The sequence below is a fragment of the Nostoc favosum CHAB5714 genome (assembly GCF_020829495.1).
In the GTDB taxonomy this organism is placed as follows: Bacteria; Cyanobacteriota; Cyanobacteriia; order Cyanobacteriales; family Nostocaceae; genus Nostoc; species Nostoc favosum.
On sequence record NZ_JAIVFQ010000012.1, the window covers coordinates 1 to 21,427 of the forward strand.

Annotated in this window: 20 protein-coding genes; 6 read left to right on the forward strand and 14 right to left on the reverse strand. The window is 42.0% G+C overall.

The window, feature by feature from the left end; translation table 11 throughout:
• Window positions 1-489 (forward strand): WCX domain-containing protein (locus tag LC586_RS10915; RefSeq protein WP_229484564.1); only part of this gene is annotated, 489 nt, incomplete at its 5' end.
• 349 nt (window positions 490-838) lie between these two features.
• Here the strand turns inward: LC586_RS10915 and LC586_RS10920 are convergent.
• From LC586_RS10920 to LC586_RS10975, 13 genes are all read right to left on the reverse strand, one after another.
• Window positions 839-1,753 carry a S1/P1 nuclease gene (locus LC586_RS10920; protein WP_229484565.1) on the reverse strand — a complete coding sequence of 305 codons (915 nt, stop codon included), beginning with the start codon at window positions 1,751-1,753 and terminating at the stop codon, window positions 839-841.
• Window positions 1,754-2,117: 364 nt separating this feature from the next.
• Window positions 2,118-2,906 (reverse strand): hypothetical protein, encoded by a 789-nt coding sequence (locus tag LC586_RS10925; protein ID WP_229484566.1) that lies wholly within the window; start codon window positions 2,904-2,906, stop codon window positions 2,118-2,120.
• A gap of 199 nt (window positions 2,907-3,105) precedes the next feature.
• Window positions 3,106-5,364, reverse strand: coding sequence for an anti-phage 6A-MBL system cap2_3 protein (gene cap2-3 / locus LC586_RS10930; protein ID WP_229484567.1), 2,259 nt, complete (start codon window positions 5,362-5,364; stop codon window positions 3,106-3,108).
• Window positions 5,365-6,504 (reverse strand): anti-phage 6A-MBL system MBL-fold protein, encoded by a 1,140-nt coding sequence (mblB, locus tag LC586_RS10935; protein WP_229484568.1) that lies wholly within the window; start codon window positions 6,502-6,504, stop codon window positions 5,365-5,367. It lies immediately after the preceding gene.
• A 113-nt stretch (window positions 6,505-6,617) separates the two neighbouring features.
• Window positions 6,618-7,223: a hypothetical protein gene (locus LC586_RS10940; protein ID WP_229484569.1), complete on the reverse strand. Its 606-nt coding sequence runs from the start codon at window positions 7,221-7,223 to the stop codon at window positions 6,618-6,620.
• A 78-nt stretch (window positions 7,224-7,301) separates the two neighbouring features.
• The gene (locus LC586_RS10945; RefSeq protein ID WP_229484570.1) at window positions 7,302-8,159 is read right to left on the reverse strand and encodes an ATP-binding protein; all 858 of its coding nucleotides are present in this window, start codon (window positions 8,157-8,159) and stop codon (window positions 7,302-7,304) included.
• A gap of 53 nt (window positions 8,160-8,212) precedes the next feature.
• Entirely contained in the window at window positions 8,213-8,857 is a 645-nt protein-coding gene (locus tag LC586_RS10950) for an Eco29kI family restriction endonuclease (RefSeq protein ID WP_229484571.1), read from the reverse strand.
• Window positions 8,858-9,241: 384 nt separating this feature from the next.
• The gene (locus LC586_RS10955) at window positions 9,242-9,616 is read right to left on the reverse strand and encodes a hypothetical protein (protein WP_229484572.1); all 375 of its coding nucleotides are present in this window, start codon (window positions 9,614-9,616) and stop codon (window positions 9,242-9,244) included.
• Between the two features lie 290 nt (window positions 9,617-9,906).
• Window positions 9,907-11,097, reverse strand: a complete 1,191-nt coding sequence (locus LC586_RS10960) for a DNA cytosine methyltransferase (RefSeq protein WP_229484573.1) — start codon at window positions 11,095-11,097, stop codon at window positions 9,907-9,909.
• Window positions 11,098-11,320: 223 nt separating this feature from the next.
• Window positions 11,321-11,626 (reverse strand): DUF3155 domain-containing protein, encoded by a 306-nt coding sequence (locus tag LC586_RS41855; RefSeq protein ID WP_369010519.1) that lies wholly within the window; start codon window positions 11,624-11,626, stop codon window positions 11,321-11,323.
• Window positions 11,595-11,927 (reverse strand): GIY-YIG nuclease family protein, encoded by a 333-nt coding sequence (locus LC586_RS10965; RefSeq protein ID WP_229484574.1) that lies wholly within the window; start codon window positions 11,925-11,927, stop codon window positions 11,595-11,597. The genes LC586_RS41855 and LC586_RS10965 overlap by 32 nt, the downstream gene beginning before the upstream one ends.
• 54 nt (window positions 11,928-11,981) lie before the next feature.
• On the reverse strand, window positions 11,982-13,097 hold the full coding sequence (locus LC586_RS10970; RefSeq protein WP_229484575.1) for an Alr2735 family protein: 1,116 nt from the start codon (window positions 13,095-13,097) through the stop codon (window positions 11,982-11,984).
• A 72-nt stretch (window positions 13,098-13,169) separates the two neighbouring features.
• Entirely contained in the window at window positions 13,170-13,760 is a 591-nt protein-coding gene (locus tag LC586_RS10975; RefSeq protein WP_229484666.1) for a hypothetical protein, read from the reverse strand.
• Window positions 13,761-13,993: 233 nt separating this feature from the next.
• Here LC586_RS10975 and LC586_RS10980 point away from each other — a divergent pair, with 233 nt between their 5' ends.
• The 5 genes from LC586_RS10980 to LC586_RS11000 all read left to right on the forward strand — a co-directional run bounded on the left by LC586_RS10980 (window position 13,994) and on the right by LC586_RS11000 (window position 17,464).
• Window positions 13,994-14,983 carry a hypothetical protein gene (locus LC586_RS10980; RefSeq protein WP_229484576.1) on the forward strand — a complete coding sequence of 330 codons (990 nt, stop codon included), beginning with the start codon at window positions 13,994-13,996 and terminating at the stop codon, window positions 14,981-14,983.
• 20 nt (window positions 14,984-15,003) lie between these two features.
• A complete protein-coding gene (locus tag LC586_RS10985; RefSeq protein ID WP_229484577.1) occupies window positions 15,004-15,798 on the forward strand; it encodes a hypothetical protein in 795 nt (264 codons plus the stop codon).
• Window positions 15,799-15,812: 14 nt separating this feature from the next.
• The gene (locus tag LC586_RS10990) at window positions 15,813-16,664 is read left to right on the forward strand and encodes a hypothetical protein (protein ID WP_229484578.1); all 852 of its coding nucleotides are present in this window, start codon (window positions 15,813-15,815) and stop codon (window positions 16,662-16,664) included.
• Window positions 16,665-16,766: 102 nt separating this feature from the next.
• A complete protein-coding gene (locus tag LC586_RS10995; RefSeq protein WP_229484579.1) occupies window positions 16,767-17,102 on the forward strand; it encodes a DUF5674 family protein in 336 nt (111 codons plus the stop codon).
• On the forward strand, window positions 17,102-17,464 hold the full coding sequence (locus LC586_RS11000) for a hypothetical protein (RefSeq protein ID WP_229484580.1): 363 nt from the start codon (window positions 17,102-17,104) through the stop codon (window positions 17,462-17,464). The genes LC586_RS10995 and LC586_RS11000 overlap by 1 nt, the downstream gene beginning before the upstream one ends.
• Window positions 17,465-17,749: 285 nt before the next feature.
• On the opposite strand, the gene LC586_RS11005 is transcribed toward LC586_RS11000, so the two are convergent.
• Window positions 17,750-21,424: a galactose oxidase early set domain-containing protein gene (locus LC586_RS11005; RefSeq protein WP_229484581.1), complete on the reverse strand. Its 3,675-nt coding sequence runs from the start codon at window positions 21,422-21,424 to the stop codon at window positions 17,750-17,752.
• Between the last annotated feature and the right edge of the window lie 3 nt (window positions 21,425-21,427).

The following is a 21,427-nucleotide window of genomic DNA, read 5'->3' on the forward strand; positions in this document are numbered from 1 at the left end:
TATCTATTGCATGAAGATTGTCAGAATGGACATTTAGCTATCTCAAGGTTGGATAGGTTTACCGAACACTTTAAGTTGCTTGACTCTAAAGGACGGGATTCAACAGAACAATGGCAAAGCCTCCAAGCCGCACATCAACTACTGGAGAATGGCTGGGGATTATATTTAGGTAAACAAGAGGAACAAAGTTTAGAGCGACAGGGAAAATTAGATTTTGTTAAAGTAACCGTGCGCTTCTTTCCTGATGTTATGGTGTTTATTCAAGAAGGCGAAAAACGCCATAAAAGCCAGAAAATTTCTTTTGGAGCGAAAACTCCAGATGGAAAACCAAGCTACCTAGATTACAGACTCAAACTTCCATTGCGATCGCTGACGGAATTTAGCCGTTGGGTTTATCGCTTTATGGGTAGCGCCCAATTCCTTACACCGAAGGAATTGGTGGAAAAACACCAGCAACTTGCTCAAGAGTTGCTTGCTCGTTATCTTTGAACTATTGGCATCTCCTTTCTTTTCTAGCCCTAATTCATAAATGCTTGACTAGCACGAACTAAATATTCATGCTCTGGGTTTAAAGATAAATTAGGCATTAAGAACCTTGGATTTTTGAAGGCTTATCCGTATTTGAACCAAATTCAACTTCTGGCTTGGAAAACTAGTCTTCATTAGAATCCATTTCTTCAGCTCCTGTGTCACCTCTTCAGCCAAATAAGTTTGATTTCACGGGTATTGAAGAGCCAGCAACACTAAGCAACAAGCTGGTGCGATTGCGCTTAGGCAGCTTTCTTCATCACACTTTCAACAAATCGCTAGGGGTGTTTTCTAGCAGTTTGAATCAGCTTTAACGCTCTGCGAACAACTTATTAAGCAAATCAGCTAAACGATAGCCCGCTAGACTCATCTGACGTTCTGCAATTGGTTTGTTACTAGCAGCATAATTTGATGGTAAAAGCTTTCCATCATTTTTATCAGTGCTGCCAGACAGTCTTCCATTTAGATACGCTTGTTGCTTAGCCAGATTAAAACTTTCTACTTTTGCCCAGTTATCAAATTGAGTTTCTGCTAATTTTGGTATTTTACGACGTTGATAAGTATTTCTTAGCCTTATTGCTGTGTTGCGAACTGTTTGAAAATTTTCTGATCCAAGAATCAGTCCATCCCAAAACTTGTGCAAACTTATTGTTTGACTGTCTTGATTGACTCGAATGTAGAAAAGGTTTCCACCACTATCACCTTCAGGATACTGACTCGTTATTAATTTAGTCGTATGCAATGGCTGATGCACATCTCCTACTAAATGAAATAGCCAGCATATTGCAACTGCTTTTTCACTGTTACTGGCATTACTTTGAACAATACTAATATTTTTTTTAAAAGCATACAAAATATTTTCTTCACCTGCTTTCTCAGTTGCAGTTAAATTTGAAGAACTACCAGGCTCGTAAGGAAAGTTGATGTAGTGCCACGTCTGGTGATTAAATTTTTGGTTATCACGAGCATCATCAGGCCATCGTGCAGCCCACATAAATAAATACAAATTTTCATTTTGAGAAGGAATACTAGATTTTTTTAGAGAATTCCACTGCTGTTCAAACTTAGAAAATTCAGGATGTTCTCTCAAAATGGCAACAATTCTATCAATCGTCTGCTGATTGCTTTGCTTGAGTTCACTGTAGGCGATCGCTCCTGAAACCATATGTCCAGCCTTATTCCAAGCATAAGCTGGTTGTTGGCACAGAAACATTGCCGATAACATCGTAACGAAAGATAATTTAAGTAAAAAATTTAACCTATGCATGGAATTTTTTTATAAAAGTACAGATAGAGTATAATTTATAATCAGCAGCTTCTAAAAATTTGACTTGACGTTGCCAACAGTACAAGATTAACCAATTCTCACTTTCACGATTTACGCATCAAGTCGAATAATTAAGGGGAAAGTACATAATTTTTAAACATTTTAATACAGTAAAATCACAGTCTTGTTTGAGTTTTAAGTAGGTAGGCGTAATTAAACATAAGATCAAACCTCACCCTCAATCCCTATCTTTAGTAAAGAGAGGGAAGCCGGAGGCAGGGTGAGGTTTGATATTTAATTTGACCCACTTACTTAGGAGAGATTAGGGTAGATTCTCACAAGATTCAAATAGTCTAGCAGCGTATACATCAGCTGCACTCTTTACCCAATTAGAATTTATCCATAAAAGCCAAGCAATAAGTAAAATTATATCTATTGCTAGGTAAGTGAGTGTAGTAGAAGGGCTATTGGATAAATGGAAGCTTTTCTGTATTAAGATTTGTTTATCTGTTTGAAATTCTACAAAAATACTAAATAATCCCATACTAAAGGCGCACTGAACTCCAAGCAAAAGCGCACCCAAGGATGAAGTAATTATTCCAATGATTTTTATTCCTAATAAATTTCGTCGAAAACCATAATTGCAGTTTTCTTCATATAACAAGGAAAACTTGCTGTGATCGCGTGTCTTAGCTATCAAAAACCGAACACAGGTATCATAAACTTGATCTGCTAGTTCCGGCTCTGCTAATTCTTCACTTTGGCTTGGTAAAGTTTGCCCTGTTAAATTATGCAGTTTGCTATGCAAACGAGCTAACTCTACTTTGTTTTGAACATTGCGATGTCGTAGCAAACATGTTGTAGGCTTACCACCCCAAGCATTATACAATTCGTCTTCTTTAGCTTTGCCCATATCACGGGCAAATTGTGCTAATAACCTTAGCACCCCAAACCAAGTTAGCAAACTAATTACTCCTCCCCAAGACCAAACTTGATCTGGAAATACTGCAAGAGCAACTAATGCAATTGGTAATCCCGCAAGCAATGCAGGCGTTAACCGAGCTTTGCGATTATAATCATCAAAATTTTTTTCTATAAAATCTAATACCATGTATTTGTTCCTACGTTATTTTACTCTTGAAACCCAAATATTTTGCTCCAAAAACCTAATTTTTTAAAGCAACTGGCTTAATCTTTATTAAAATTATGAGGCATTAACACTGTTGCTATTTGACTCGACAGGTTCCTATAAAAAGCAATATTCAATTAATTAGGATGTAGGAGAAACTAGCATATTTAGTTTGAATGGTTCAGCAATTATACTCCTTTCCTATTGACCAAGTTTCTTGGTTGTCACCAACAATGAGCATGAGCGCTGGAAGTCCTTCATGTTTGAGTATCTCAACAAGATAGACTAAAAGTTTGATGTCGTCACTGCTTGGCTTTGTCGAAATTTCTGGTGGGTGCGAATGCCATTCACCAATATAAGACACAATATTGGCTGTCCTTGTCTGTGCAGAGTTAATTTGTTCTTCTAATTTTTGAACTCCGCGTGTAAATCCACTTGGATCGGCTATACTGTCTGTGGGAGCAGGAAGAACATCGACAACAAAAATTGTTTGTAACTTTTGGTCTACGTAGCCAAGCAGAACACCACCAGTCTCGTTTGGGAGATTAGCTGACCGAAACTGCCTAACCTTCTCCCGTAAATTAACGTTCCAAATTATTTTCCAGTAATCAACTGAAATAGCTAAAGGTGCTGCAACAGATACTTTGTCGGCACTGATAACTCCTAGTTGTGGCTCAACGTGCCATACCAGAATTACAGCATCAGATTGCCCCTGTCTAAGCCTGATTTGTCTTGCGAGGGTTGCAGCGTGAACCTGAAGTAAATCTGTCGGTATTACTTTCGATACATCACGACATCCTGCACCAACCCAGAGGTGTCCTTGATGCCCATTAAGATGTTGCTCACCCCAAGTATTATTCAAGATTGCTCCGTAATATTGGGCTTCTAGTACATCTACTCGGATATCGCGTTGTGAATCTTCAAGAAGTAAGACAGATCCATATCCGGAAGGAGTTAGGAAAACTGATGCAGCTCGTTTGAGTTGAGCGATCGCCAATTCGCGCGGTACTGCGAGTGTCGTTGTTGCATCGATTACTATGTCTGCTGTCTCAACAGATGTTTTCAACTGAACATTTGACCAGTTAGTTACACTGTCAACAATGGCGAAAGCCTTTGCATAGCCATGAAAATAGATTTCTTCCACCATCTGTTTTACGGCATTTGCTTTGAACTGACCAACCTGAAAATGTTTAGTAGTATGTCGGGCTAAATTGTGTGGTTTGATGTAATCAGGGTCAACAAATCTCCATGTTCCCCATGCCTCGCGATACCATATATCGGCAAGAACACTACCTAATGCCCCAACACCTGCAAGCACACCAGAGAATTCAGCAGTATCTGTAGTAATGCCCGAAGCTTGTCGTGCAGATGCATTAGTTAAAGAAAATGTAACTTCGAGGGGTGCAACATCAATAGAGCGCCAATCGTTAAACGAACTTGCAATCTCAACTAATGAAGGTATTTTGTAATATTTACCATCCCTGCCATCAGTTAATACACCACACGCTTCACCCAATTGCCCAAGATTAACATTAAGGTAAAAGGCCTTGTACTCGTTCCGCTCTACACTAGTGCTGTCATTTCGTTGAATGGGTATTTGAAGAATGAGGAGTGTCTGATTGTTAGCTTTTTTGGAAACTCCTTCTGCACCCACCATGCGCTCAATCTCTGTAGAAAGTGAATCAAATAGAGTTGCTCCCCGTGCTGCAAATTGTGCGTCAAGAGTTCCTAAATCGTATGGAAAGTATTCAATAGCACCATGAGTTACTGGCTGAAGTGCAAGAGTTATACATATTAATTCTAGTTGGTCATTTTTCCGTTGAGAAGTCTGCAAAAAGTATCCCAAAAGAACTCTATCTTCCACTCGTTCTACGGTTAGAAAAAGGTTATTTTGTTGGATTTTTTCATCAAAATCTGGTGGTAAAATAATTTCAAAAGGGCTACGGAAGTAAAACTGTTCAACGGCCTGGTCTTCACGGTGCAGTGTACCTTTAGCAGTTTCGGCAAGCCACCAAAGTACTCGATTCAAATGGCTTTGAGGAGTCCAAGAACGCTCAATTACTTCCCACGGTTCAAAATACAGACAGAGTGAAGCAGGTTCGCCCTTATTTACATAATTCTGGTGCGGCGTTGCAGGAAAATTTTGTCGTAAAGCTCGCACGTCAGGCATTTTAGTCTCTTCAGAATAAAAGATTAACCCTATTCGCTCTCGATAGAGGATACCAATTTCATTTCTAGTTGGAACACCATCATTAGTGCAATCAACAACGAGCATTTCTGCAATTCGTTGTCCTTCTCGAACAATGCATCTTAACTCTATAAGCTCAAAGAATTTGTGTGTAGAACAAGCTCTAAACACACGGCGTGAGATTGGGATTGTCAAAGCAGCTTCGGATATCTGGGCAATAGGCTCACCAAAGTCGATGTATTTATTTGACATCTAGCCTGCCCTCGGTGCTGGAGAAGACACAATGATATTAACTCCATAGCTTGTAGAAGGATTCAAATTTACTCCTCCACTAGTAATTTGGAATTCTAAAGGTTGGGGTTTTTGAAGGTTTGGCTCCTCCATAGTCACTATAAATCTTCGTCCACCAATCTGTTTCAAATAACGCTCGTAGCAATTTTTGGCCTGAATATGAGGTGGTTGTTTCTGTTCATAGGCTTCTCTATTATTTTTTATTGGTTTACTTGAACTCACCAGATAAGCTTCTCGCTGTCCATACAGAAGAAGTTCTTCTACTAAAGGAACGGGAATTGTCTCCTTCTCGCCTTTCTCTGGATTGAGTGCGTGATGACTACAATGATGAGGAATGTTAAATAGATTCCATTTCAATCGATCTTCGTTGTTATGCAGTTTAGTGATATACACAATGTCTTCTAGTACGTTAGAAGTTGAGTCTCCTACAGCCAGATAGTTAGTTTGGACACCTGCAACTTCAAAGCGAACTTGGAAAATAAGTGATGCATCATTGCGTAAGTCGTCACCCTGATCAACGTGTTTAATAAATGGGGAATGGCAAAAGAACTCAACTCCGTCACTCGCAAGTGAAAAGCCCGGAACTGGCTTCCCAGCATCAGTTATGAGGTGGCGACGCGACTCAAGTGTCAGCCCTTTTTTCTCAAGCCAAGTTTTGAGCATTTCTGGCTTAGAAAAGACCCGGATGCCTTTGCCCTCAAGAAGGCGATATTGAGCTTCTTGTCGCCAAATAACAAATTCTGCTTTTGCTGTCCATTGAGCCATTGTAGACGGTTCCAGAACCATCGCAGCTGGAACCCATAACTCATTGATTTTAATTCGTCCGTTGCCTTGGTATTTGGTATTGTGCAACAATTCAAAGAATTCAGTACTGTTTGAGATGTGATCATTATCTCCGTGGGTGAGAGCCAAGACATCGAAATAATCTCGCTTCGCCTTGTCAAGTTCATCTCTCAGTTGACTTTTTAGGTCAATAGCGGGTTCCTCCTCGTCCTCGCCAACTTTTAGGTGACGGTAATCAAACAATAGGCGTTTACCATTGCTCAGAATGATTTGGCTTGTGTCGCCATTTTGTACTGGGTAGAAGAAGATTTTGTGCATTAGCTAACTCAATGAAGAATTAAATTTTAGTTTGCAAGTTCAAAATTTATTGGTACTTCTGCTCTATACTGTTTTTATAGAAAAGCAGCAATTTGGAACAAAGTTTACCTGCACTACACAGGCTGTTCCTCTGTCCATTTCCAGAAGTAGTAAGTGTACTGCAATCCCTTATTTGTTACCTCATAGTCTCGTCGAGCAAGGTGAAGGTCATAGAGACGTTTGAGGCGATTGCTCGCTGAGTTGACAGCTAATTTGAGCAGTTCTGAAAGTTTAGGCGCAGTCAAACTGCCATGTATTGAGAGCAAATTGAGCGTTTCTCGTAAACTTAACTCTAGTTGCCCAACACACTCCCACTGTCCGTTGGGTTCAACTGCGAGAAAAGCTAGCTTGAGATGTCGAAACTCAATAGCTGCTCCTAAGTTGGCAATTGTATCCGGTGTCAATCCTTGAAGTAGAAGAGTGCTACTAGGACACTGCCCTTGACTCATATGTTCCTGTAGTCGAATAATCGTTTCATCTAAAAATGAAACGTCTATCAATTGATTCTCAGGAAAAGATAAAAGGATGGCACTACCTTCTGGTTGTTGTTGAACATAATGCTTTAGCCGCTCAAAAGCTTGGTTTCCTTTCTGCCGTGTTAAAAAAAATCGGCCTGAGAATCCTAAGTCCTTGAACAGATCAGCAACGTCTAAAACCTTAATTACTCCTTTCCTTTCCAAACTTCACCTTTGATAAGTGACCGTTCACTTAAATTTAGTGAACACATATCTAAATGCTAACTACTCCTTACCTTCTTGTCAAGTTGAATACAGTTCTACTGCAATTTGAGTACCTGGAATAAAAGCTAAATTTGGACATCCTTGTATTTTTCCTGAACCAAAGCTTGTAATAGCGGCATCATGAGAACGTAGCCATAAATAGCCTCCAGTCATACCAGCAATACGTTCTACTTGGCGTAATCCAAGGCCTCCACGTCCTGTTGACCTGGTTGTTTTTCCATGCATGGCTTCGATCAAGTAGCTAAGTGTATCCTTAATGTCGCTACTTCTACAGTGGTTAATTAAACTTCCAGGAATGCCACAACCAAGATCCCCCACAGCTAGTCGAACGACGGCTTGTCCCTGAATTTCAACTTTCTGGATTAGAACACAGCCATATCTATCTCCACTATGCTCAAAAACATTCGTGCATAACTCAGACAGTACATTGATCAAGTTGTTTATGTGTGAAATTGATAACCATCTGCTATAAATGTTTTCAGCGCGGGAAACTACAGCACTGACATCTTCAATAGTAGAAACCAAAGTCAATTCCAAAAGATTAGCTGTCCTTGGATCTCGGTTCCACCGCTCTTGTAGTGGACTGTCCACGTCAAACCAGTCGTTCTCTATCTCAAAGAGAGCCATCCGTTCCAAATACTGATGAACTTTTAGCTGTATACGGCTCAGCAATATTTTATTACCCGAAACCTGCCTCAAATAACGTCCGGCAATTACTAAAGCCAAGAGACCGTAAGGACGGATAAAACTCACTTGGCTCATATCAATTTCGTATGCTTGAGCAGGCTTAGTTTCCTGAATACGGTTATAGAAAGCCTCAATGGTTCGCGTATCTGCCCCAAGAACATCAGGAACAGTTATAGTAATAGATTGCAACGTAACTACCCCTCAAAATAATAATTAATAAAGTAGATATTTCTGCAATTCTTTTATTCTGCATCTGACGACACCTCTGTTGGGCATCCCAAACGCGTAGACATATTTTGGCAGTGTTGTGTTACCCGTGGTTGCAAATTGGCTATAGTGACCAAATTAGGTGGTAACTGTTGAGCAAACAACCGTCCTGGATGGATTTCGTCCCACATCGAGCGCATTTGCGCTCCTCGTCCCTTACCAGGGGCATGGATACCAAAACCAGAGATAATACTGCACCAAACAGGTTGGAAATGTCTTATCAGTACTGCTTCTCCCCAAGCAACCAAGTCCACTGCCATTGCTACAACCGTAAATTGAAATTCGGCAACATCAAGATTTGGTGCTTGGCGAATGGAGTTCCTATGTTCTCTTAACCGACCAACCAGACCGCCAGCAATAGTTCCCTTTCCAGTACGCTTGCCAGGATTCTCGGCTTTGCCGATATAGATTGGCATACAGCATTTTGCTTGGTTAGCATAAGTAATATCTGCGTACAAAGGAAACTGTCCTCGATAGTAAAGCAAGTAAACACCAACATAGCCAGCTAACTCTTCTTTGTGCTGTTCTAGTTCAGTGAGTGGGTGGCATTGCTGTCTAGCCTGAAATTCGATTAACTGGTCGCGTAAGGTAGCAGGAGCCTGGAAAACTTCTAATGGCATGAATGATAGTTACTGTCTAGTAACTATCATTTTCCCACTAGTGGTATGACCATGTAACTTATTAACTAAAGTTTAGTACTTGCGTATTCTTCCACATTTTTTATATCTGCTTATCTTGCTTGTATTTCTGTTAAATATGCAAGGTAGTTAGTAGCGTACCTTAGCTTGTTAAAGCAAGTTTTCCCATTTATTGCTCAAAATATTAAAACAATACTCATTCCAATTTAATCTCCACAACTTTGTTAAGTTGTTAATCTATATTTGTTAATAAAGTAGCTCATGTGTTAAATAACTCTGTTGTACCATTGAAAAGCTTTGCGATATATATGCTCTTTTAGCTTGAAAGTCATTAGGCGTTGAACCAGCGATCGCTCTTAATTGTTTCTAAAGCACAGGATAAGGTTTTGATAGAGGAGTATCTAAAAACTCGAACCCATTTTGTTCGAGCCATTCGCGGGAAATTTTATCTGGTCGAGAACTGATAAAAATACAAGCATCATCCAACGACTCAAAGAGTTTTGTGCAGACAGTTGGATGCTTGAAATCGCCGACTCCGATTAAATGTCTGTCATAGTCATCCAGAGCAAACTTTATCAGATAAATTCGCACAACATTCTCTGGAAAGCACGTCCAGTTGTGTGAGTCAGAAACTACAGATATCGCATCTGTAGGCATGGGCAATTCATGATGTATTCTACTGTCAGGAAATTCTGCTTTATATTTAGCTAAGTATTCCTGAATGTTGAGCCGATTAGACATTTCTTAACCTATTAAGTAGTTACATAAAATTAAATTTATTCGTGAGACAGGGAACAGGGAACGGGGAACAGAGAAACAAGATGTGTAATTAATTTTGTTTAGTTAATTAACAGGAATATAACTTGGTTACTCTTGTATTTTATTGCCTTGAGGGAAGACGATCGCCCTACAGCCCTTCGGGCATCCTACGGCAGGCGTTGGCATACCCCTAGACTTAAGCAAGCTAGCAAGAGCATGTCGTACACAAGTCATTGCTCCTGCTAAAATCACAGAAAGCTTGAATTGCTTGGTTAGCGGTCTAGATGACTGCGGATACTCTTCGCAATCAGATGGGCAAGAGTAACAGGTACAGCATTACCAATCTGACGCATCGACTCGCCCCAATTACAGGGAAAGTAATAATCATCAGGAAACGTCTGTAACCTCGCAGCTTCACGCACTGTCAAGTAGCGAACTTGTCCATTAGGCAAGGCAAGCATATTCTCCCCACCGGGGACACCATGCACCCCAGCTTTTAAGGTTTTAGCTGGTTCATCCAAAGGACTGCCAGTATGTCCTGGATAACTTCTAGCTCCTGGAACATAAACGTGATTTGGAATTTCTATTGCCACATTGGTATTTTCAGGCGATGGTAAATCAGCGATCGCATCCCTGACAGTACACCAGGGGGCAGTCACGCTACCTAACAAATTTGCGCCAGTACGTTGCAAGCGACTACGAAGTAAGGATGGTATTTCTGGGCGTTCTTTGCTAGCTATGGTGTGGCGTTCCCAATATTCACCAGTAATCCACTTATGCCAAATAAGCGCTTCTTCAGTATGTGTTGGTTCAGGGAAAGACCAGTTTGCTTTCAAATCAGAGCGAAAACCAACAATAAAAACCCGCTCCCGCTTTTGTGCTACTCCATAATCCGCCGCATTCAACAGCCTGAAGGTAACGCGATAGCCAAGGTCATCACTCTTCCCACTATTATGATGACGCTCCAGGCGTGCCAAGTGGTCAACCCAAGGCTCATCCGGCTTGGGCAATAGCTGGGGATGGGTTAGCTGTAAAATAATATACTCAAAATAATTAATAAAATTACGACGTAGTAATCCCCGCACATTCTCAATCAGGAACGCTTTCGGGCGTAATGCACGTACTGCACGAAAAAACTGTGGGAACATATCTCGCTTGTCGAGAAAAGCACCATGCCTGCCACCAATTGAAAAGGGCTGACAAGGTGGCCCACCAGCTAAGAGGTCGATTTCTTCCTCAATCGTAGAATAGTCAAAATCCGTTACATCCATCTGGTGAATATGCCAGTCGCTAACAAGGGCAATCCCTCGCTGTTGATTTTCACGGATGGTGTAACAACTGTGCTTATCCTGTTCCACAAGTGCCAGATGATGAAAGCCCGCCTTGGCACAGCCCATCGCTAAGCCTCCAGCACCTGTACATAACTCTATCGATTTCACTGGTTCCAATTTAAAAATAGTCACTGTAAAACATCTTCATGATATATCTAACACAACACAACATAGTGCTGTAAAGCGTTTGCAGATTGCAAAGATGTTAAGATGCATCTCTACTCTGTTGTGTGGTGGTTTCAAAATGTCTTGTACAGATTAAATCTTTGTACTTATACTACTCTTGATTTTGGTTGCTAAGTTTTTAGCCTGCCATATTTGACAGGCTATAGTGATGTAAATTATACCCCTTATTTTAACTAGCAAGGGGCGTTATTTCTGGTGAGAATAATTTGTGATTTTCGACAGCATATTTATAACTAAACAGTCCATTGTTTGACAAGAAAAATTTATCTTCACTACCCGATATCTTGAGTACGGTGATAACACATGGGGATTGAATATTGTTATTGCGAATGAATTTCCTTGCAGTTGTACAGGTTTTCTCTTGATGGTTCTGTTGATAGCAACTAAAGCTTGTAACCTTTGATAGCAAAACTTTTCCACGTAATCTGCGTCTGAAATGGTATCTACCTAGTTTTTGTCGAATTCGTTTTGACATTTTGTACTCTCCTTAATAATTGTGCGTGGTTTTTATATCGCTTAAGTTGAATTTCAAGCTGACGGGCTTCTTGTTTACTTGAGGTCTTCCATACGTAGACAATTTTGAATTCGATGCCGCGTTCTATCGCAGCACGAGTAAATGCTGCTCCAGACCCTTGTAGATGCTGCTGAAATCTTTTCTTGAGGTTCGCGCATGAACCTAAGTAATAACGAGCTTGATGTTTCTCATTTCCGAGCGGACGAGATAGCTCAATCAGGTAGCAGCAAGGAATTGAGGGAATTTCTCCTGACAATTCCATATATGCTTTTTTGGGATTATTTTTAAGACTGAGGCGTTAGCTGATTGTGGTGGTTTATGTCGTTACACAGTTGAGCTTTTGTTGCTCTTGTACCCAAGTAATTACATTTGATTTACTAACGCTTACAGGCTTATTTTCACCCACGGTAAATACTTGAAACCAGCCAGTTTTTAACTCATAGTAGTCAATGATTAAACCTGATTCTCTGGCTGTTTTTAGAGCTGATACTTCCTGGGGTAACAATCTTTCAATTCTTAACTGTTCTTCTGAAGAAAGCTGCTTCCAAACTTCATCTTTAACAGCCAAATGCCTGTATATAGCACTTCTTATTTGATAGTAACTGGTGGCTGATTTGAGTTTTTCTACAAGCATTGATACTTCTTCCCCAACTGGCTGCCGTTCTGTAGCGTTACTGGTGCTGGTTTGTTCGTTTTGTTTTAGTGTGGAGTTAACTTCTATAACTTTTTCTCTCTCTGTTGGGGATATTTCCTCTTGTGGTAACATTCCTGACTCAACCACAACCACTTCAGATTCAGCAGTCTCTTCTTGGGGCTGCTCTTTTTCTTGAGATTTGATTCTGGCGTGATAGTCTGCGATCGCTTCACGAAGAATTTGCTGGGGGAGTAGCCCATAACCGTCAATTAATTCCTGTGTGAGTACCCCTGTTTGGTGGTCTTCCTCCCACTGAGGAGGAAACTGACAGTAGCGATCGCCCTTTGGAGTTCTACGCCAGATTGATATCTGTTTTTGTTGTTCCTGTTTTTGGACTTTAAGAAGGGCTTTCCTCTCTTCAATTAACTCCAGCACCAGTTCACAGGTTAATCCCCCAATTGGGTAATCCTGTAGCTGACTGATAATTGACTTGTATTGAAGAGAACACAGCCTGAGAAGTATTGTTACTGGAATTGGTGCTAGGTGTTGGGGACAGGTTAAAAATTCTTGGAAGTTTTCGGCTATTTTGAGCGCTCGTTTTTCCTCACAGCTTCCTTTATCCCAACCGTATGTATCGAGCAGAGTTCGGTATTCTTTTTTGCTATAGGTGGTTCTGTATTCGTAGAGTAGGAAAGCAACGTGCAAATATTCCAGACTGCTGGTTTCGATATGTGCGGTTGGATTTGGGTTTAGTTGATGCTTTTGGGAGTAAGGGATTGATGCAATAGTTGCTGGCATGATAAGATTCACCTTGCATTAATTTCGTTGGTCTTAAAAGACCACTTACCTATTTAATTCACTGCAAATAATTCAGGCTGCTTGTTTGTCCCAAGCTTTTGATGACGATTTGGAGATAGCAGCCAAGGCATAGCCCAAGGTGTGCTTGTGAATTTTGGGCATTTTGTGAAACGACATATCCTGACCCCAATCTTGGACTGACTTGGTGCCAATATGTAATACTTGCGTGAGGGTTTTGACACAAGTTGTGCGAAAGTTAGCGTGGGAGACAGTTTGCAGTATTTGCTGTTCAGTTAATTCTTCGAGGAGTATTTTTTCTAGAAAGGCTTGAGCATCTACTTCCGGTGCGTTGTATTCTCCTCTCAAGATGCTCTTTAGCTGGTTCGGTACAATTTCGGCAGCCTGAATGTAAGCAAGTGAAACTTTGGAGTAATTGGGTATTCCGTCAAAGTTGAGATCGCTTCCCCACTTGCGAACTGTTGGTCTTTGTACACCTAAGACTGCACATAGTACAGTGATACATTTTTTGCGGTATTGCGAGTCGGTTTCTTCTTCCAGCAGTTCTCCAGGACTAAGTTCAGCTATCCCAAAGCAGTAACGTAAGAATTGTCTGGGTTCTAAACCTTCTTTGGGTAAGTTTTTGAAGATTTCGCAGTATTTCATATTAAACTCGTGCAGAAATTTTGATTGAAATAGGTGTTTTTCTGCCATCTCAACTTTTTTGTGCTTTTGGTTGAAGAATACCAAATCCACTAATTATGTATGTGGTTTATTTACATTTTTTAACTTAATAGCAGTGTAAAAAATTTTTTACACTGCTATTAAGTTACGTTTATTAACCTTTTTGCATACAAGGGCTTCAAATATGCTTTGTGGTTCCGATAGACTGAAGTAACATGAGTAAACAACAGCCCGAACAAAACCCGAAGCTACCTCCGAAGCGTGGTCGTCCTGTAGACGCAGAAAAAGACCGCGTGACAGTTCATATTAGTGTTGATATGCGGGGTCAAATTGAGAAGCTAATACCTGACATGGGTAAAAGTTTATCAATGGTAGTTAGGAACTTGGTGAATTTGGGTTTAGAGCTTGTTGGTTTATCTCAAAAGGGACTTACTGCTCCTCGGTCAGGTAATTTGGAGGAGTGGCTTGCAAGTTATACGTCTTTGGGAACTGAGCTGCTTATTGCCTGTGAAACTCTAAATTTGTCAGCTCCAAAACCAGGACAAATAGCTATTTGGCTTTTAGACAAAATGGCTTTTGGGTCTAATGATCCTCAAATTATTAATGATGAAGAAGATACTAGTACAACGCTTTTAGAAAGAATTCGTTTAGGAAAGAAACTGCAAACTTTTAGCTTTGAACAAGGGATAGAATTACCTCAAAATGAGGAATTTGCTACTTGGTTGGGGCAATTATATGCTAATGCTGTTATTGGACAAGAATTTGTAGCTGCTTGTCGGACGCTGGATTTGCAGCTACCAGAGACAGGAGAACTACAAGAGTGGTTGCAGGATTTGGTGGTGCGATCGCGCAGCCTCTCCGCATCCGCAGTAGAATCGCAATTATCAAACGAGTTAGTCGAAGAATGCGAACGACTGGGGATAGACCCGCCAAAAGCTGGTGAAGTTGCAGCGTGGCTACAAAATACCCGCCCTGCGGTATTTGAGCAGCCGATGCACGAACATAGATTACCTTTTACGGATGATGGTTTACCTTTAGGGGGGTCGCAACCTTTTTTGGAGCATTTACTAACACTAAATGCACCGCCAACTGAAGATGAGGAGTATGACATTGCTCATAGGTTTGGTGTAGACCCAGCACATCTTAAGGAGCTGATATCCCGCATGAGGTTTGACAGGAACGGACAGACAAATAATTGTCATTAATAAGCTTGGGGCATAAATGCATGGATGCCATTGAAGATTCTTCTGCGTTATGGACTTTACTATGCAAGCCTGGATGGGAAATTAAACCCAACCCAGTAAAGCATCTACTCAAAATTAAAGCTCCTAACTACCAGGAAGCATTAATGCTTTATACCAATTATCGAAAATTTCTAGCAATGTGGACGGCATCCCTCAACTGTACCTGTACTTTGATTGGAATTCAGGGGATGCGTGGAGCTGCATTCAAAATTCTTGCAGCAACGCCAGCATCGCAGCAGAAGTTATACGAAGACTTGATTTTTGCAAGCTTACGAAAGTCGGTTAGTTGTGACTTTGAAAGACTAGTTGCTTGGGAATTTGAGAATAATATCAGCAAGTATTCAGGATTTTACATTGCCGAAACTTGTTTGCATCCTGATCTGAGACCAATTGTTGATGAAATATTCTCAAACCCAGACAAGAAACTCGCTCTAACACGAATGTCTGACAATTTGCAATTGATCGTGTCCGCATCAGCAGCGCGGGCGATGAGTTCTGACTCACAAGATGTTGTGCGTCGCCGAACGACTGATTTTTGGCACGCTAGAGACTACGAATGTTTTTTGCGGATGTTCAAGCAAGATGGGGGAACGGGGTTTGAAATTACTTACCAAGCAACAACCAATCTCCCAAAAATTAATCCTTTGGCACCGTGGGCGCAGTTTACTACAAGCTATCGGTTTTTTGAAATTGATGTTGGCGGGCGCACAGAAGTGTACCGTTTGGGCGAAGGTAAAGATATCACTCCAATCAGTCGTCCCAAGGTTGTTTCATAATATAGCGAGGTTTTATGGCAGTAAGATTCCTAGAAAACAAGGGCAGTGGCAATATTCTAGAGATTAGTCGAGCTAGACTTTTAGAGCTTACCCCGAATGTTTATCCCCTCACCTGGGAAGCGATTCTTTCAGGTAAGGGTGATAATGTAGCTATCTTGGGTGCAGGTTTTGCCGAACGTGAAGTTTTTTTTGGTTTTGAGGGAGTTGACTTAACGCGCTACCAACTTCCGACAATCGATTGTTATGACATTGCTACTAATCCACCAGAAAAGTTTTTAACTTTACGCAGCCAATACCCAAATCTACAGTTAAATTATTTTTGCGATCGCAATCTAGCAGAACTAGAACTGACAAAACTTTACGCTCCTAATAGCCTACGGCTAGTCTCAGTTCATGGAGTGTTAGATTACTTACAACCACATATAGTTACAAGAACATTACTTGATATTGTGAAAGTACAGCCAGAGGCAATATCGATACGGCTATTTTTAATGGGCAACCCGTGGTCGCGGAATTTTGCGAGTATAGAGCAACTGACGATGGAATTAAATTCAATTGAAATTACTACAAGTGGCTTAGTTGAGCCGATTGATTTTGAGATATTTTGTCGTACAGGCATTATGCAATTAAATATTTTAGATAATGATAAAATTGAACATAATTTGTTACCAAGTTACGGTGCATCTCATATAATGCCTGATAAATTAGTTGGTTATCTAATTAGTCAAGGATATCAGCTTGTTGTAACTGACGTTTACTCACTTTCTAGTCAAGATTTACAAAGTGATGAATTGCAGAATCACAATAGCAATAAAGATGTACCTTTAGATAATCCACATGGAATGTTGTTATTTTTTAAACGATAAAACACTTATTTGAATCGAGCTAATCAATGAATGTGAGCCTGTCTAAAAACACAGTTCATGAAATAATGTTGGTAATTAATATTGGCAACTGAGGTCAAATAATTGATTCTGCTGATACGCGAGCGTGCGACAAAAGAGCAACTTGACGAAATGCTCAAAGCCTGGGGAGTGTTTATAAAATTAGCAGTCGATATAGAGAGAGAAATTCTTGCTGGAGGCAGTCAACTTCATTATGAGTGTGAAGAAGTTTTGTTGAAAGATGGTAGCAGGCAAAAAGACATTTGGGGTGCTGATTGGTTTCCCTACACTCAAGAAGTAGGTTTTGAATCGATTATCAACATCCGTCCCAGCCAAAATAATCGTACAATGGAAATTCAATCCGCTGAAATTAGAGAACGAGTAGCTCTAATTACCCGGCGATTGCTAGGAGGACTATAATGCCTGATTGGAGAGCAATTGAAGCGAGTTTTTTACGCCAACCTCAAGCAAACCGCTTAGGAGAATTGGCAGCTAGTTTGGCACGTATCAAATCTCGATGCCAAAATCCAGCTAACCAAAGCTTAGTTGCTGCTTTTATTGAGGAAAGTCTATTTTTTGTTGGGTTGATTATTCCAGATACAGATACCGAGAAGGCAGGGGAATTAAACCAACTACAAAGCCAGTTAAGGGAATGGCAGCAAGACTGGTCAAATATTTGGGCAAGCCCAACAGAACGTGCAAATATCGCTGCTATAGCCAGTACTTGGTCAGAGCAAGTGTTAGGTATGTCAGGTTTGTTATCTGAATCAATTACTGCTTAAAAAGAGGGCGTTGCTACTAGGTGTTCTGCGCTGCTTGGCTGATCGCATCCAACAAAAACAAACCCAAATCTTTATACAGTGCTTCATTATGCTGCGGACACCCGGTTGAGTGTAGACATCTTGGACAACCTGCTTCACAATCACATTCAGCGGCTAGGGCATAGGCTGTAGCTGGGTGTTTAACGACCCCGTTCACCCGCCGCTAGTAACCTTTCGGACTCACCAACCAACTTGATTCGGTCGGTGTGCAACGGGATTGTTAGGCTGTGGTCGCCAGATTAGAAACTACTTCTGTAGAATTAACACGATCAGGAGTAGCGTCACCGCCAGCCAAAGAGCTGACATAACCCATAGCCACTGAATAGCTGGTTTGCAACAGCTATTTACCATGTCGGTAACCTCCTTTTGCTCTGGGCAAGGATCGTCTTGAGTTGAAGGATCGTAGGGTTGACCCGATCCATCAGGGTTGGGGTAAACAGTCTTTGCATCTCCACCTAGTGCATCTACTTTGAGGCCCAAGTGATGCACATATCGTTTCATCAAAGGATACCACCGATTGTCGGTGGGGATAGTCGTTACGATGTGCTTAAGCACGGATAGGCTTCGGACTTCTTCATCCAAAATCAATTCAGCTTTTGAAACGGGAATACGAAATTCGCAGGAGCCAATAATTTGACCTATTCTTCCTGCTACCTGGTGAATGCTTACGCGGTATTCCTCTCCGTACACCACTGAGTCAGGAAGCTTAATGCTTAACAGTGCAGGGATATTTAGTTCCCGTCCACCTGGAATCGGAATCCATGTTGCACCTGCAACCTTGAACTTTAGGGTATGCTTATCGACGATTTCACACGCCAATGGACTACGCCGCAGTGCGGAAAGCGCTTGAATCTCTATGGTGTCGATGTCTGAGAAGTAAACCGTCACCTCGCTAGAAGGTGGTAGATTATGCCACTGGAAGATCAGTTCATCAAGCCGCGCTTGCCTTCCAACTACAGCCAAGTTGTCCCCTACAAGTGGGTTTGCGTTGCCTTGCAGGATTGCTTTGGTAGAAATTTCTACTGATGGCTTGATTTCAAACGTATGCATCACCGTATGCGAATCTGGCTCGCCTGGATTGTCCGAATGTAGAATCGCCAGATTTCGTTGCGACAGGTTATCACTTGAACCGGGTGTCTCGCCATTCTGAGTTGGATCTGGTTCAAAAAATAGTTCGGAGACAATGCACGTGTGACGCCCGCGTGTTAGTTCTTGAATTGAGCGGCACGAAGCTGCTGCCCAAGGTCCATCCGATCCACCTGGGTTAATTGGTATCCGCTTCTGGGTTTGGTTGATATCGAGCCAGCAACCGAAATATACAGTTACCTCTGCACCAGAGGGATTTGGTGCAATATCACGAATTTCATAGGTTGAGTCGAGTATCTGTGATGTCATTGAGGTTGCCCCAGGTCTACCCTGCACAGTCTCCACTCGATTTGAGGCGAAGAATGGTATCGACACAATCTCTCCACCTGCTGTACCAATTAGCGGCACTGTATTTGCTCCTACTGCCGTCCGTCTGTATGTAGTATTGGGATTAAATTCAAGACCTGTTGCTGCAACATTAAACATTCTAAAGAAGCACTTCACACGTTGCGCGGTCGTTGTCGTTGCACGGTATCTTACGCGCGCGATCGCATAATTAAATAATGGGAAGCCCAGTGGCCCCACCTGAAAACGTGTGGCTAAGTCGAGGGTTGCAGATGTCGATAAACTTTCAAAAAGGGCATTCCCATTGTTTGCCGGATTGTTGAGCCTGTCGAGACACTGACGAATAAACTGGATCGGCTCTGTTCCCTGAAAAATGTCTCCAAACTTTGTCTGTCCCTCCAGAATCGAAAATACCCGAACATCAGTTGATAACCAGGCAGGGTTGTTTTCCGCTGCATTGATATCGATCGTGTAGGGGTTAGGGGCATAAGTTAGATCGAGTGTTTGACTGCAAGTATGATGTCCCAAAGTGAACGTTACACGTAGCTGACGAGTATCCGTAAAAGTCGCATAGGTATTAAGGTTCCGAAACCGAATGTGAAAAGGAAATGTAATCCGTTGCGGGACATCTGGGAACCCTGGGTTCACTTCCTGTAGACGCCCTGCGGGAATTAATGTTAAGTCGGTATCTGGAACTACGGCATTAGTATCTGCCCATCTCACTGTAAATGAAGGACTGCCTGTGAGTTCAGTGTGAATGAACCCATCGAACTGTACGTAAATCGCGTTGTTAAAAGTTGCTTGACCGCCACCGCCTAATGCTTCAACTTCTTCTTTCGAGAAGGTTGAACGATCGGTGATGACCGTACAACCTAAATAGGCTAACCGTGCGAACTTCGCGAGTTGACAAGGCTGATTGCTGTTATCAACTACCCAAATCATGTAGTAGCCGGGAGGTGCAACATTGCCATTTGGCGGAGCACTCACATTGAGTGTGTTGCCATCACGCGAATTGATAGTCAGTGCCACAAACCGTTGATCGTTGTCAGTAGAGTGGGTCACAGATCCGGCACGGATCATCGCAACATACTTTACGTTTGCTGCCGGACGATCAATTTCAATCACAAACGGCTCATCAAATGTCAGTACCCTTGGGGAATCTGTAATCTGGATACGGTTAGGTATCGCAAAATAATCAGGTTCGTAAAGCTCAATCTTTTTGATTCCCACTTTTTTGGTTACACCATTGACTGTTCGATCTGAATCCGGATCTCCTGGGTCACCGTTTGTATTTCCACCCGCTACCCACACCTTGCCATTAGGCAATAACAGTGCCGTTGAATGGTAGTTCCGTGCATGGACACCTGCTTGCTTAACGGCCCAAGAATCTGCGTTCGAGTATGATCCGATATCCCAATTGATGCCTGGGCTATAGATCTCTGCCTCAAGTACAGGATCTTCAGGCTTCACTACATTTACTCCACCCACCACACATACATCACCTGTTGGTAGTAGAACGGCATTTGAATAAGTGCGATCGCGACCCGAGATCGATGATACCCGTGCTGCCGTCGGTAGCCACGCTGGTGATGCTGCCCCCAAGTCCAATTTTCGTGGTGTCACACCACCAACATGCAGCACCCGAACTCGATAATCCTCAGTCGGTAACAGTGGTAACAATACCGCTGGTCGGTTCCAATCAAAATAAGCACCATCCGAAAGACCAATTTTTGGATCTTGATAGTTCCCCGTGAATGGATTGTAAGCAGTCGAGAAGTGATCTCCCTCTGTGCTGCCGCTGAAGTTAGCAGGCATTGGGGTTGCAAAGAACAACTGCCCATTAGGGATCTGGTACACACGAGGGAAGAACAAGAATCTTCGACCACCACTCTGCGGTTCGCCAGAAGTACCCATCACCTTTGGCATATTTACCCAGAAGTTTCCCGCCTGGTTATAGCGCTCTGGCAACGTATTGCGATGCCGAAAGTCCTGCTGATCCAGGTGTCCGAAGAAAGCAGCTACTTCCCCGTTAGCCAGGGTCACCAGACCAGGATACCAACGACCTCCTGAATGTGGCTCATCAGGTTGATCCGGGTTGGTATTAAGCCTAGTCACTTCCGACCATGTTCGCTGTTTGTGGTTGTACAGCCAGCATCTTCTGTGACCGAGAAAATCCAAACCGTGAACGTGTGCGTCACCACTTTCAGGCCATTGCTGGGTGCCGCCCGCAATAAGCAAACGTCCATCTGTAGCAAATGCGTGATGCGCGCAAAATACGTCGCTGTCTGGAGAAGGGATTGGTACAGGAACTAGCGAATGCGAACGTACATCGTAGACTCGCGTTTTCCGGAAATTCCCATCTGGTTCCTGTTGGGCAGACCAATGCTCGTCACCGCCAAACAGGACAACTTCGCCTTCGTCACCATTTGGAACTAAAGCCGCGTGTACGGCTAAAATTTGAGAATCAATAACGGTAGAGTTCCAGGGCATAGC